We start from the raw sequence: 13,306 nt of genomic DNA, 5'->3' as shown, positions 1-13,306 counted from the left end.
CCCATACCGGCGTGCGGACCGACCAGCGCCTAAGGCCGTTCGTCCACAGATTCCACAGGACCTAATAGTACTTCTGAATATTTCTTCTAAGAAACTCTTTCAAAACAGGCTTGGGGATCGAGTCGGTTCACAGACCTCCGCCGGGGACTCGAGGACCGGGGCGTTCCGCTTTCAAGTTCGTCCTCGAGGGCTTACGGTTATGCATCGCCGCTCTGTGAAAGACTGCAGTGCCAGTGGTCACGGCTCGACCGTGCCGACCAACCGTGCTACCGAGAGGAACAACCCGGCGATGGAGCTTGGAAGCCTGAAGTTTCGCGTCTCCCGGGAAGAATTCGCTGATTCAGTGGCATGGGTCGCCCGCAGTCTGCCGTCGCGACCCCCTGTCCCGGTTCTCGGCGGGGTTCTCCTTGACGCAACCGAACAAGGGTTGACGGTTTCCGGATTCGACTACGAGGTGTCGGCCCAGGTGCGGGTTGCGGCAGAGGTCGGCAGTACGGGACAGGTCCTGGTGTCCGGCAAGTTGCTGGCTGACATCACGAAGGCGCTCCCGAACAAGCCGGTCGATGTGACCCTCGAAGGCACACGCGTTCTGATCGCCTGTGGAAGTGCCAAGTTCTCGCTGCCCACCATGCCGGTCGAGGACTACCCCCAGCTACCGCAGCTGCCCCAGCAGACTGGTTCGATCCCCGCGGACCTGTTCTCCGAGGCAATCAGCCAGGTGGCGGTCGCTGCCGGCCGAGACGACACTCTGCCGATGCTGACGGGCATTCGTGTCGAGATCGAGAAGAGCACGATCGTGCTCGCCGCTACCGACAGGTTCCGCCTCGCGGTGCGTCAACTCGAGTGGTCGCCCACCAACCCCGACACGTCGGCTGCCGTCCTCATCCCTGCCAAGACCTTGTCCGAGTCGGCCAAAACTCTTGCCGGAGATGCTACTTCGCCCGTCGAGCTCGCTCTGGGTTCCGGCTCCGCCGTCGGCAACGACGGCCTCCTCGGCATCGTCAACGACGGCCGCCGCACCACCACCCGACTCCTCGACGCCGAGTTCCCGAAATTCCGCCAGCTCCTGCCGTCCGAGCACACCGCCATGGCGACCGCCCCGATTGCCCCGCTCATCGAGGCCATCAAGCGTGTGGCGCTGGTCGCGGAGCGTGGCGCACAGGTCCGCCTCCAGTTCTCTGCCGAGGGACTCCTCCTCTCGGCCGGCGGTGACGACGCGGGCCGGGCCGAGGAAGGCCTCAACGCGGTGTTCCGCGGCGAGCCCCTGACCATTGCCTTCAACCCGGGTTATCTGATCGACGGACTCTCCTCGCTCCACAGCGAGGAGGTGCTGTTCGGTTTCACCACCCCCAGCCGTCCCGCCGTGCTGCGCCCTGCCACCGAAGAAGAGATCGAGCCGGACGATTCCGGCAACTTCTCGGCACCCGAGAGTGCGTACACCTACCTGCTGATGCCGGTCCGCCTCCCCGGCTGACGCGTCGCTGGGAGCGAAAGGGCCACTGTCGGAAGAAATCTCACGAGCGGACGGGAGATCACGATGCAGGTCGGGTTGGTCGGACTCGGGAAAATGGGATTCAACATGCGCGAGCGTCTGCGCGCGCACGGTCACGAGGTCGTCGGCTACGATCCTCGTCCCGAGGTCACCGACGTGGCATCCCTGACGGAACTCGCGCAGCGTCTCGAGTCTCCGCGAGTCGTGTGGGTGATGGTTCCGGCGGGAAAGATCACCCAGGACACCGTGTCGGAGCTGTCGGCCGTGCTCGAGTCCGGGGACCTGGTCATCGACGGTGGAAACTCGAGATATACCGACGACCGTGTGCACGGCGAGATGCTGGCGTCCCGGAACATCGGTTACCTGGACTGCGGTGTGTCCGGCGGAGTCTGGGGACTCGAGAACGGTTACGGGCTGATGGTCGGTGGCGCGGAAGCCGATGTCGCACGGGCACTTCCGATCTTCGATGCGCTTCGCCCCGAAGGAGAGCGGGCGGACGGCTTTGTCCACGCAGGTCCGATCGGAGCCGGCCACTACGCGAAGATGATTCACAACGGCATCGAATACGGCCTGATGCAGGCGTACGCCGAGGGATACGAATTACTCGAGGCCGAAGAGCTGATCACCGACGTTCACGGTGTTCTCCGCGCCTGGACCAAGGGCACCGTCGTGCGGTCGTGGCTGCTCGAACTTCTGGTCAAGGCGCTGGGCGACGACCCAGATTTCGCGGAAATCTCCGGGTACACAGAGGATTCCGGTGAGGGCCGCTGGACGGTGCAGGAAGCGATCAACCATGCTGTTCCTGCGCCCGTGATCTCGGCGGCACTGTTCGCGCGTTTCACCTCGCGGCAGGAAGATTCCCCGGCAATGAAGGCGGTGTCCGCGCTACGTAACCAGTTCGGTGGACACGCTGTGAAGAAGGCCGCGGGCGAGCCGGAAACCGGCTCTGGAACATAGGTGTTTGTCCGCGCATTCTCGCTCAGAGACTTTCGGTCCTGGGACGCACTGAGCCTCGACCTGCGTCCGGGGTGCACCGTCTTCGTCGGCCCCAACGGGCACGGCAAGACGAACGTGCTCGAGGCGCTGGGCTATCTGTCCACCCTGTCGTCGCATCGAGTCGGTTCGGATGCTCCGCTGATCAGGACGGGTACCGGACAGGCCTTCGCGGGCGCGACCGTCGTCAACGCCGGTCGGGAACTGACGGTGGACGTCGAACTGATCGAGGGTAAGTCCAACAAGGCCCGGATCAATCGATCGCCGACTCGTCGTCCGCGCGAGATTCTGGGGATCCTGCAGACGGTGTTGTTCGCCCCCGAGGATCTGTCCTTGGTTCGCGGCGACCCGGGAGATCGGCGTCGCTATCTCGATGAACTCCTCACTTCCCGGATCCCGCGGATGGCCGCGGTGCGTGCCGACTACGACCGTGTCTTACGACAGCGGTCGGCACTGCTGAAGACGGCCGGTGGTGCGTTGCGGCGGGTCTCGCGCAGCGGTTCTTCCGCGAGTGAGGACGGCGCCAGCGCTCTTGCGACCCTCGAGGTGTGGGATGGGCATCTGGCCGCCCACGGTGCCCAGCTGCTCGCCGGGCGGCTACAACTCGTCCACGACCTCGCCCCTCATCTGGCGGAGTCGTACCGATCACTCGCTCCCGAATCCAGACCGGCGAGTATCCGTTACCGCTCGAGCCTCGGCTCGTCCCTCCCGCCGGAATTCACCGATCCGTCGCGGAATCCCGCGCCTGATGACATCGCCTTTCTCGAGGAGCGATTCCTTCACGAGTTGTCGGTGATGCGGTCGAAGGAGATCGAGCGGGGGGTGTGCCTGGTCGGACCTCATCGCGACGATCTCGAACTGCAACTCGGCGACACACCCGCCAAGGGATTCGCGAGCCACGGGGAGTCCTGGTCGTTCGCCTTGTCTCTGCGTCTGGGGGCGTTCGCGTTGCTGCGAGCAGACGGCAGTGATCCGGTTCTGATGCTGGACGACGTTTTCGCCGAGCTGGACCGGCGTCGTCGCAGTGCGCTCGCCCGCGTCGCCGTGGACGCCGAACAGGTACTCATCACCGCTGCGGTGCCGGAGGACGTTCCCGCAGAACTCGAGGCCGTCCGGTTCGGTGTGGAGGCCCGCGACACGGATCGAGGACGGATCTCGCAGATTACGGACAAGAGTAAGGAGCTGCCTGATGACGGAGGGTCATGACCCCACCCCCGCGGAGACTCCGGAACCGGAGTTGAAGGGAGTCGACCTCGCCCGGCGCGCCCTCGAGGAGGCACGGGCCGCCGCAAAGGCGAGCGGTAAATCCGTGGGCCAGGGTCGGCGTTCCGGAACGGGGGTTCGGAGCCTGCGTGCTCGTCGCCGGCGTGGGTGGTCGGGTCCGGGGCCCGACGATCGTGATCCGCAGCCGTTCGGTGCGCTGACGAGCGCAATTGCGAAGCAACGAGGCTGGGCACCCAAGGTGTCCGAGGGGACGGTTCTGGGTCGGTGGACGCAGGTTGTCGGTGAGGACATTGCCTCGCACGCCGAGCCGACCGGGCTTCGTGACGGAATCTTGAGTGTGTCCGCGGAGTCGACTGCGTGGGCTACCCAGCTGCGAATGATGCAATCACAGATACTCGCGAAGATTGCCGCGGCCGTCGGTGACGGCGTCGTGAAGTCACTGCGTATCACCGGCCCCTCTGCTCCGAGCTGGCGAAAGGGTGAGCGACACGTGCGCGGTCGCGGGCCGAGGGACACCTACGGCTGAGTTGATTCGGTGACGGGCCCTGGCCGTATCTGATACCCGATGTTACAGTTACCTTGAGTTGTTGAGTGAACTGTGCCACATCGAATCCGCGTGGCTCAGTGGTCGGCACGAAGGAGTAACCGAATGTCCGCCCCGACTGCACCGCGTAACCGAACGGCGATCCCGGAACCGGATCACATCCTGTTGCAGGCCAGGAACGTCGAGTTCGACTGGTCGAACCTCCCGATGCACTGGATCCCGGGCGATCCGTTCAGCACGCATGTTCTGAACGTTCTGCACCTTCTCCTCCCCGCAGGAGAGGAGTGGTTCGTCGACACGTTCAAGGAGGCGCTGCCCCTGATCGAGGACGAGCAACTGCGTGACGACGTCGTGGGGTTCATCGGCCAGGAGGCAATGCACTCCAACGCCCATTCGGGGGTGTTGATCCATCTGAAGGAGAAGGGCCTCGATCCCACGCCCTTCACCGATCAGATGGAATGGACCTTCAAGAAGATTCTGGGACCGCGCCCACTGACCGGGTTGCGGGAAAAGAACCATTTGATCGAGCGCCTCGCCGTCATTGCCGCCATCGAGCACATCACCGCATTCCTCGGTGACTGGGTGCTCAATGCCGAGGGTCTCGATCGCGCGGGAGTGCACCCGACCATGCTCGACCTGCTGCGGTGGCACGGTGCCGAGGAGGTAGAACATCGCTCCGTCGCCTATGACGTCATGCGGTACTTCGACAAGCGTGAATCCCGGCGCATTCGTACCCAGCTGATCGTGACGCCGGTGATCGTATGGCTGTGGGTGCGGGGAACCCGTTTCCTCATGCGTAACGATCCTGAACTCGCCCCGTGGTCGGAACATCGGCGTAAGCCGCACCTGTCCGACTTCTTCGCGGCGGGTAAGCGGGGAACCTTGCCCACGGCATGGGAACTGACGAAAAGAATGTCGGCGTATTTCACTCGGTCGTACCACCCCTCGAATGAGGGGTCGACGGCGCAGGCGGTGAAGTACCTGGCGTCGTCGCCGGCGGCACAGGCGGCGCAACGATGAAACTCGCTTCTATGCGGAACGTCCTGAAAGCCAAGGGACTGACTCGCTACGACGCACCGCCGGACATCAAGGGTCGAGAACGACCGGACCGCGCCATGCGTATCACCGAGGCCGTCGCCGAGAAGTATCTCCGGGTGCTCACGGCCTACGAGTACAACCCGGTGGTTGCCGGGCACAATCCTGACAGCGCGATGACGCTCGTCGTGTCGCATCGTCAGGTCGTGGCCCGCGACGCCAACGTGGTGTTGCTCCGATTCGAGTCGGAAGACGGTGCGGCACTTCCCGAGTGGCACCCCGGATCGCATCTCGACTTTCACCTGCCCTCCGGTCTTCGGCGCCAGTACTCGTTGTGCGGCGATCCGTCCGATCGACACGGCTACAGCATCGCTGTCCGGCGAATCCCGGACGGGGGCGGCGGGTCCGTCGAGATGCACGCGCTCGAGCCCGGATCCTCGGTGACGGTCCGCGGTCCCCGCAACGGGTTTCCGTTCGTCGGTGAGGGCAGTGCGCTGTTCGTCGCAGGTGGTATCGGAATCACTCCCATCCTGGCGATGGTGAGGGCGGCTCGGGAACTCGGAATGGATTGGCAGTTCGTCTATTCCGGGCGTTCGCGCGAATCGATGCCGTTCCTCGACGAGATCGAAACCTTCGACCCCTCACGCGTGTTCATCCGTCCCGACGACGAGTTCGGACTGCCGAGCTCGACCGACCTACTCGAGCGTGCCGTCCCCGGCGGTGCGGTCTACTGTTGCGGGCCCACCCCGATGCTCGAGTCGGTTCGGCGCGGGTTTACGTCGAGTCCCGCCGCGGCGCTGCATTTCGAACGATTCGGTGCACCACCGGTACTCGACGGCCGCGAGTTCGAAGTACAGCTGGTGAGCACCGGCGAGGTGCTGACCGTTCCCGCCGACGAGTCGGCGCTGAGCGTGATCAAGGACAGGCTGCCCGGTGTCGGATATTCGTGCCAGCAGGGTTTCTGCGGTACCTGCCGGGTAAAGGTGCTGGCGGGCAAGGCGGAACACCGTGAAAACCGGCTCACCGACGCCGAACAACAGGACGAAATGCTCATCTGTGTCTCCCGTTCCGAGGGCGGTCGTCTCGTCCTCGACCTGTGAACCGACGACACCGAAGCTTCGAAAGAGTCGAGGACCCTTCATGAGTGCACACATCCCCGGTACTGCCGTACGCATTTCCAACGGACCCGTGGAACTCGCGGTGTTCGAACAGGGCAATCCTGCCGGCGACACCATCGTCCTGGTACACGGCTGGCCGGACACCCACGAGTTGTGGCAACGCGTGGTGCCCTTCCTGGCGGAGCGTTTCCGGGTGATCAGCTACGACAGTCGAGGGGCAGGGGACAGCACCGTGCCCACCCGCGTGGCGGACTATCGACTGCCCGAGCTGGCGGGTGACCTGTTCGCGGTCATCGACGCGGTGAGCCCAGGGAAGCCGGTTCACGTCCTCGCCCACGACTGGGGGTCGGTGGAGGCGTGGGAAGCCGTCTGTGAGCAGGGGGCCGCCGAGCGGATCGCGTCCTTCACGTCGGTGTCCGGGCCCAACCTTGATCACCTGGGCAAGTGGATGCGCCGCCGGATATCGGACCGCCGCTTCGGTGGACCGCTCGCCCAGGCGGTGGCGTCGGCCTACACGGTTCTGTTCCAGATTCCCGGGCTGGCCACACTGCCGCTTCGGCTGTGGTTCTCGCGTCACTGGCCGGCATTCCTGAAATTCTTCGACGGACTCGACCCCGCGCTCGTGCAGCCCGGCCCGACGCTGGCGGACGACATGGTGAACGGTCTGAAGCTCTACCGCGCGAATATCAGGACGTGTCTCGGCAGGCCCCGCGACCGCTACACGGACGTGCCGGTTCAGCTGATTCTCAATGCCAGAGACAAAGCAGTGCGCCCGGTGGGCTACGAGGACACCGAGAAATGGGCACCCGACCTGCGACGTCGTCACATCTACGCCGGACACTGGTCACCGATCTCGCACGCGGAGGACATTGCCCAGCTCACGGCGGAGTTCGTCCTCGATCTCGACGAGCGGGCGTTCCGCGATGTCGAGGAGCGCGGCGCCTGACGAATCTCTGGGCCGTTCGGCCTACGTTTTCACCCCCGAACCATCCTGAAAATTCGCCTACGGGCCGCTCAGGGGTGTCATAGCCCTCTTGTGGGCGTGGCGTACCAGTATGATGGCCGAGGTAACTAGCGGCAAGATTCCCGACTCTCGTTTTCCGCAGGCCCGGACAGGGCGGCGGACGCGTGTGCCGGGTAGTGGACGGAGAAGGAGAGCTACCCACCCGTGGCTGCCCAGAAGTCAGACAAAAGCACCTCCAGCAAGGACTACGGCGCTTCTTCCATCACCGTCCTCGAAGGACTCGAAGCAGTTCGTAAGCGACCGGGTATGTACATCGGTTCCACCGGTGAACGCGGTCTGCACCACCTGATCTGGGAAGTCGTCGACAACTCGGTCGACGAGGCCATGGCCGGCTACGCCAGCAAGGTCGAGATCACCCTTCTCGAGGACGGCGGAGTCCAGGTCGTCGACGACGGTCGTGGAATTCCGGTCGGAATGCACGCGTCCGGAGTTCCCACCGTCGAGGTGGTCCTCACCCAGCTGCACGCCGGCGGAAAGTTCGACTCCGACTCGTACGCCGTGTCCGGTGGTCTGCACGGTGTCGGTATCTCGGTGGTGAACGCGCTGTCCACCACCCTCGAAGTCGACATCAAGCGCGACGGCTTCCGCTGGACCCAGACCTACACGGATTCCAAGCCCGGCGAGCTCGTCAAGGGCGAGCCCACCAAGGAAACTGGAACGACCGTCCGGTTCTGGGCCGACTCGAACATCTTCGAGACCACCACCTACAGCTTCGAGACGGTCGCGCGGCGCCTGCAGGAAATGGCATTCCTGAACAAGGGCCTGACGATCACGCTCACCGACGAGCGTGTCAGCGACGCCGAGGTCACCGAGGAGGTCGTCAGCCAGGTCGCGGAAGCGCCGAAGACCGCGGAGGACGAGTCGGCCGAGGCGCAGTCCCCCGCCGTCCACAAGGTCAAGACCCGCATCTACCACTACCCGGGCGGTCTCGAGGACTACGTGCGGCACATCAACCGCACGAAGCAGCCGATCCACAACTCCGTCGTCGGGTTCACCGCGAAGGGCACCGGCCACGAACTCGAGGTGGCAATGCAGTGGAACTCCGGTTACTCGGAGTCGGTGCACACGTTCGCCAACACGATCAACACCCACGAGGGCGGCACCCATGAGGAGGGTTTCCGGTCGGCGCTGACCGCAACGGTCAACAAGTACGCGCTCGACAAGAAGCTCCTCAAGGAGAAAGACCCCAAGCTGACCGGTGACGACATCCGTGAGGGTCTCGCGGCCATCATCTCGGTGAAGGTGTCCGAGCCGCAGTTCGAGGGACAGACCAAGACCAAGCTCGGCAACACCGAGGTCAGGTCCTTCGTGCAGAAGGCGTGTAACGAGCACCTGTCGCACTGGTTCGAGGCCAACCCTGCAGACGCGAAGACCATCGTCAACAAGGCGGTGTCCTCGGCGCAGGCGCGCGTGGCGGCACGTAAGGCGCGCGAACTCGTGCGTCGCAAGAGCGCCACCGACCTCGGTGGTCTACCGGGCAAGCTCGCCGACTGCCGGTCGAACGACCCCAGCAAGTCCGAGATCTACATCGTGGAGGGCGACTCCGCAGGCGGCTCGGCCAAGTCGGGGCGTGACTCGATGTACCAGGCGATCCTGCCGCTGCGCGGAAAGATCATCAACGTCGAGAAAGCGCGCATCGACCGTGTCCTGAAGAACACCGAAGTCCAGTCGATCATCACCGCGTTCGGCACCGGAATCCACGACGAGTTCGACATCGCCAAGCTCCGATACCACAAGATCGTGCTGATGGCCGACGCCGACGTCGACGGCCAGCACATTGCAACGCTGCTGCTCACACTGCTGTTCCGCTTCATGCGGCCGCTGGTCGAGCACGGGCACGTCTACCTCGCGCAACCGCCGCTCTACAAGCTCAAGTGGCAGCGCAGCGACCCGGAGTTCGCATACTCGGATCGTGAACGCGACGTCCTCGTCAAGGCCGGTCTCGAAGCGGGCAAGAAGATCAACAAGGATGACGGCATCCAGCGGTACAAGGGTCTCGGCGAGATGAACGCCAAGGAACTGTGGGAGACCACCATGGATCCGTCGGTGCGTGTTCTGCGTCTCGTCACCCTCGACGACGCGGCCGCCGCCGACGAACTGTTCAGCGTCCTCATGGGCGAGGACGTGGAGGCCCGGCGAAGCTTCATCACCCGTAACGCCAAGGACGTTCGCTTCCTCGACGTGTAGGTATCGGGCGCAGATCCACACCGAAGTCGTGCAGCCACCGGCGGGCAGAGCCCCCGGTGGCTGCTCCGTATACGGCCGGTGACCGATGCCTCGACTCCACGACGATCTCGACTGCGCCGCGCGGTTCTGTGTAGCCTGGGCCGCTGATCAACCCGCGGAAACGGGAACGTACGAAATCAGTGGTGCGCATGTTACTCGAAAGTAAGAGTCGGTGAAGTTCTGTGGTAGAACGTTCCCCGTAGGGACGTGATGAACTCGTTACATTCGGAGATGGGTGCGCCGGGCAGCGCCGCACGGCGCGCAAATGATCGATCACTTCCCTCCGTCGTCACGTGTCGTCGCGGCCGACCGTCTGCTGCCGCGTGCGTGGTTTCGAACACCGACCCGCGATCGATGAATGGGTGGAAAGGAAGCGTGGGATGAGCGACGATTCGCCGCCCCGGGCAAAGTTCTGGGATATCGAGGGCTGGGGGCTGCGATGGAAGGTCACTGCAGTCCTCGCGGTCCCCGTTACGGTCGCCATGGTGCTCGGCGGGCTCCGAGTGCAGAGCGAACTGAGTAACGCCGTTCACTTCACCGAGGCCGCCGACCAGATCGTCGGTGTCCCCGACATTGTGGCCCTCGAGGCAGCGATGGGCACCGTGACCAGTGGTTACGCCTCCGGCACCCTCACCAAGGAAGACCGGGAGACCGCGGAGACCCTGATGAACGAGGTGTCCGAACACGCCCGGAACCCCGACCTCGACCCCGCAGTGGCCAGCTCCATCAACCAGACCGTGTCCGACGGTCGGGCCATGCTGAACTTGATGGACTCGCCCGGCGTCGCGGGCGATCTCCTCGCCGAACGTCAGCGGGCGTTCGCCACCGACTTCCTCCGCGAGGTCGACGACATCGTCCGTCCCATCGACGACAGCGAAGTGGTCGACAAGGGATACCTGCTCAGTAACGCCTGGCAGGCGCAGCGCCGGCTGTTCGACCAGGCCATGGGGCTCGTCGCCGTCAAGGACGTCTACGCCACCCCTCAGGGTCGGGAAAAGGCCCGAACCGGTGACATTCCCACGTCGGCCGTCGTCGCTGCGGCGGGTGCCGAATCGAGCCTTCTCGACGTTCTGAACCGGTACTACCCCGAGGGTGATGCTCGGCTCACGACCTTGCGCGACAACATCGCCGCCCGCAACGCGCTCATCGATCAGGGTCTCGCCGACGCAGCGCGCGGCGGGGTCCTCCCCATCCTGCAGCTGCGTTCCTCGCTGATCGGCAGCCGTGACGTCTACCAGGAGCTGACGAGCGAGGTCGCGCAGGACATCGCCGCCACGGTGCAGACGCGGGCAGCAGAGACTCGGTCCGCCGCGCTGCGTGATACCGCCATCGTCCTGGGCACACTGCTCGCCGCTCTCGTCCTGGCACTGTTGGTATCGCGGTCGCTGATCGGTCCGATTCGACGACTGCGGTACGGCGCCCTGAAGGCGGCCCGCCGCGACCTGCCGGAGGCGATCGAGCAGATCAAGTCGAGCGACGATCCGAGGGACCTGTCGTTCGATCCGGTGGCCGTGCACTCGACGGAGGAGATCGGGCAGCTCGCCCGCGCCGTCGACGACATTCACGGTCAGGCCCTCAAACTTGCCGGTGAGCAGGCGCAACTGCGCCTCCAGATCAATGACATGTTCGAAACCCTCGCCCGCCGAAGCAAGTCGCTGGTCGACCAGCAACTCGGACTCATCGAAAACCTCGAGTTCGAGGAAAAGGACCCGAAGAGACTCGAGAGCCTCTTCCGGCTCGACCACCTGGCCGCGCGTATGCGCCGAAACGGTGAGAACCTCCTCATCCTGGCCGGTACCCGGGTGCGTCGTTCCCAGGCGGCGCCGATTGCTCTCGGTGACGTTCTGCGCGCCGCGATCTCCGAGGTGGAGGACTATCAGCGCGTCCAGATGGGAGCAACGCCGGAAGGTGCCCTCAGCGGTGCCGTCGTCACCGACGTCGTCCACCTTCTCGCCGAACTCGTCGACAACTCGCTGCGGGCCTCACCACCCGACACGGTGGTCACGTTCAGCTTCGCCCGGGCGGTCGACGGCGGGGTGCTCCTCGAGATCGCCGACCGTGGCATCGGTATCCCGGCCGACGACATGCGGGACATCAACGAGCGGCTCGCATCCGGCGGCGAGGTCGGTCCGGAGACGGCACGCCACATGGGCCTGTTCGTGGTGAGCCGGCTCGCTAAGCGGCACGGTCTCACCGTGCGGCTGCGGTCCACTTTCGACACCGCACGCAACCCCGGCGTGACCGTGAGTATTCACATTCCCAACGCACTGATCGTGTCGCAGGCGGCTCGCCAGGACACCGGCTCGCGGCGCAAGATCAACCAGGCGCCCGTCCGAGCGGCCATCCCGGCGCCCGCGCCTCGGCGGGACGACGCGCAGCAGCCCTCTACCCGGGGCGCTCTGCCGACCCGCACGCCGCAGTCTCGGCCGGACCCGACGCCCACCGCCGCACCCGCCGTCACCACTGCGTCGGGGACGAGCCTGCCTCGTCGTCAGCCCGGCGCGAGCGGTATCGCCGGCGACCCAGGTACGACGGCCGCGGCACCGAACGGTCAGTCGCCGGAAACCGTGAACGTCCGCGGTACCGGCGCCATGCCGAAACTGCCCGTGCGACGACCGCAGGCGGCTACCCCCACAACGCCGGCGACCCCCGAAACGCCGGCTGCCGGACCTCGGTTGCCGCAGCTCCCGCGGCGCGAAGACCGGCCCGTGCCGGATCGCTCGGCGTCTACGACGCCGCCGCCCCCCGCATCCGGGGATCAGGCACCCGTGCGGCACCGCTACCGCACCGACCCGGCCAAGACGGCGTCGTTCTTCCAGTCCCGAATCGATCCGCCTCCGGCGGAGGCAGTGCAGCGGCCCGGCGGAGGTACTCCGATCTTCGCCGACATGGTGTCCGACTGGCTCACCGATCCGACGGGAGACGAAGGCGCCCCCGGTGTCTGGCAGTCCGCCGGTGACGCGGGCTGGTCCGCCGTCGAGCGGGTCACGTCGGCCCCCGTCGAGGTGGACCCCGAGATCGGCCTGCCGAAACGTCGGCCCGGCGAACGCCTGCTTCCCGGCACGGTCGAGGGCGCGCACAATACGGGGACGCTGCGACGCGTGCGCGATCCTGAGACAATTCGCGCGAATCTCAGCCGTCACCAGCAGGGCGTCCGAAACGGCAGGGCCACGAGGCTCGCGCAACGCAACAGCCTCGCGGAACGCAACAGCATTGAAGGAGACCGATGAACACCGCTCATGGATCCGACGTCACGCGACCTCTCGACTGGTTGGTGTCCAACTTCGCCAACGACGTACCCGGCGTCTCCCATGCCGTGCTCGTGTCGGCGGACGGCCTCCTCATGGCGGCCAGCGCCCACCTGCCGATCGACCGGGCCGAGCAGCTCGCTGCGGTGACCTCCGGGCTCGCCAGCCTGTCGGCGGGGGTGTCACGCCTTTTCGAAGGTGGTGGAGTGCTCCAGTCGGTGGTGGAGATGCAGCACGGCTACCTGCTGTTGATGAGTGTCGGCGACGGATCCCATCTCGCCACCCTCACGGACGCCGAATGCGACATCGGGCAGGTCGGGTACGAGATGGCCATCCTCGTCGATCGCGTCGGCGCGTCGGTCGAGGCGACGCCGCGCACTCCGCAGGGCCTCTGACTTCGAG

10 protein-coding genes are annotated in these 13,306 nt (G+C 65.3%); all 10 read left to right on the top strand.

The features are described 5' to 3' along the window. Positions 1-289: 289 nt before the first annotated feature. The 10 genes from dnaN to L1080_RS26335 all read left to right on the top strand — a co-directional run bounded on the left by dnaN (position 290) and on the right by L1080_RS26335 (position 13,299). Positions 290-1,474, top strand: coding sequence for a DNA polymerase III subunit beta (gene dnaN / locus L1080_RS26380; RefSeq protein ID WP_109325305.1), 1,185 nt, complete (start codon positions 290-292; stop codon positions 1,472-1,474). 63 nt (positions 1,475-1,537) lie between these two features. Further along, the gene (gene gnd, locus L1080_RS26375; RefSeq protein ID WP_250774055.1) at positions 1,538-2,449 is read left to right on the top strand and encodes a phosphogluconate dehydrogenase (NAD(+)-dependent, decarboxylating); all 912 of its coding nucleotides are present in this window, start codon (positions 1,538-1,540) and stop codon (positions 2,447-2,449) included. After that, positions 2,450-3,691 carry a DNA replication/repair protein RecF gene (gene recF / locus L1080_RS26370; RefSeq protein WP_250774057.1) on the top strand — a complete coding sequence of 414 codons (1,242 nt, stop codon included), beginning with the start codon at positions 2,450-2,452 and terminating at the stop codon, positions 3,689-3,691. It begins immediately after the preceding gene. Further along, positions 3,675-4,235, top strand: a complete 561-nt coding sequence (locus L1080_RS26365) for a DUF721 family protein (protein WP_159918445.1) — start codon at positions 3,675-3,677, stop codon at positions 4,233-4,235. The genes recF and L1080_RS26365 overlap by 17 nt, the downstream gene beginning before the upstream one ends. A gap of 123 nt (positions 4,236-4,358) precedes the next feature. Then, positions 4,359-5,273, top strand: a complete 915-nt coding sequence (locus L1080_RS26360) for a metal-dependent hydrolase (protein ID WP_159918446.1) — start codon at positions 4,359-4,361, stop codon at positions 5,271-5,273. Next, the gene (locus L1080_RS26355) at positions 5,270-6,388 is read left to right on the top strand and encodes a PDR/VanB family oxidoreductase (protein ID WP_250774059.1); all 1,119 of its coding nucleotides are present in this window, start codon (positions 5,270-5,272) and stop codon (positions 6,386-6,388) included. The genes L1080_RS26360 and L1080_RS26355 overlap by 4 nt, the downstream gene beginning before the upstream one ends. Positions 6,389-6,428: 40 nt before the next feature. After that, a complete protein-coding gene (locus L1080_RS26350; protein ID WP_250774061.1) occupies positions 6,429-7,352 on the top strand; it encodes an alpha/beta fold hydrolase in 924 nt (307 codons plus the stop codon). Between the two features lie 222 nt (positions 7,353-7,574). Beyond that, complete coding sequence (gene gyrB, locus L1080_RS26345) at positions 7,575-9,617, top strand: DNA topoisomerase (ATP-hydrolyzing) subunit B (RefSeq protein ID WP_159918449.1); 2,043 nt, start codon at positions 7,575-7,577, stop codon at positions 9,615-9,617. A 419-nt stretch (positions 9,618-10,036) separates the two neighbouring features. After that, a complete protein-coding gene (locus L1080_RS26340; RefSeq protein ID WP_250774063.1) occupies positions 10,037-12,886 on the top strand; it encodes a sensor histidine kinase in 2,850 nt (949 codons plus the stop codon). Further along, a complete protein-coding gene (locus tag L1080_RS26335; protein WP_159918451.1) occupies positions 12,883-13,299 on the top strand; it encodes a roadblock/LC7 domain-containing protein in 417 nt (138 codons plus the stop codon). The genes L1080_RS26340 and L1080_RS26335 overlap by 4 nt, the downstream gene beginning before the upstream one ends. Positions 13,300-13,306 lie beyond the last annotated feature (7 nt).

It is taken from the genome of Rhodococcus sp. MSC1_016, from assembly GCF_023667485.2.
GTDB lineage: Bacteria > Actinomycetota > Actinomycetes > Mycobacteriales > Mycobacteriaceae > Rhodococcus_F > Rhodococcus_F oxybenzonivorans.
The sequence above is the reverse complement of the archived record's forward strand: the minus strand, read 5'-3'. Positions and strand labels throughout refer to the sequence as shown.

Coding starts and splice junctions, on each gene's coding strand:
- gnd (WP_250774055.1), top strand. CDS start 1,538: ATGCAGGTCGGGTTGGTCGGACTCGGGAAAATGGGATTCAACATGCGC.
- L1080_RS26350 (WP_250774061.1), top strand. CDS start 6,429: ATGAGTGCACACATCCCCGGTACTGCCGTACGCATTTCCAACGGACCC.
- L1080_RS26365 (WP_159918445.1), top strand. CDS start 3,675: ATGACGGAGGGTCATGACCCCACCCCCGCGGAGACTCCGGAACCGGAG.
- L1080_RS26360 (WP_159918446.1), top strand. CDS start 4,359: ATGTCCGCCCCGACTGCACCGCGTAACCGAACGGCGATCCCGGAACCG.
- dnaN (WP_109325305.1), top strand. CDS start 290: ATGGAGCTTGGAAGCCTGAAGTTTCGCGTCTCCCGGGAAGAATTCGCT.
- L1080_RS26340 (WP_250774063.1), top strand. CDS start 10,037: ATGAGCGACGATTCGCCGCCCCGGGCAAAGTTCTGGGATATCGAGGGC.
- L1080_RS26335 (WP_159918451.1), top strand. CDS start 12,883: ATGAACACCGCTCATGGATCCGACGTCACGCGACCTCTCGACTGGTTG.
- L1080_RS26355 (WP_250774059.1), top strand. CDS start 5,270: ATGAAACTCGCTTCTATGCGGAACGTCCTGAAAGCCAAGGGACTGACT.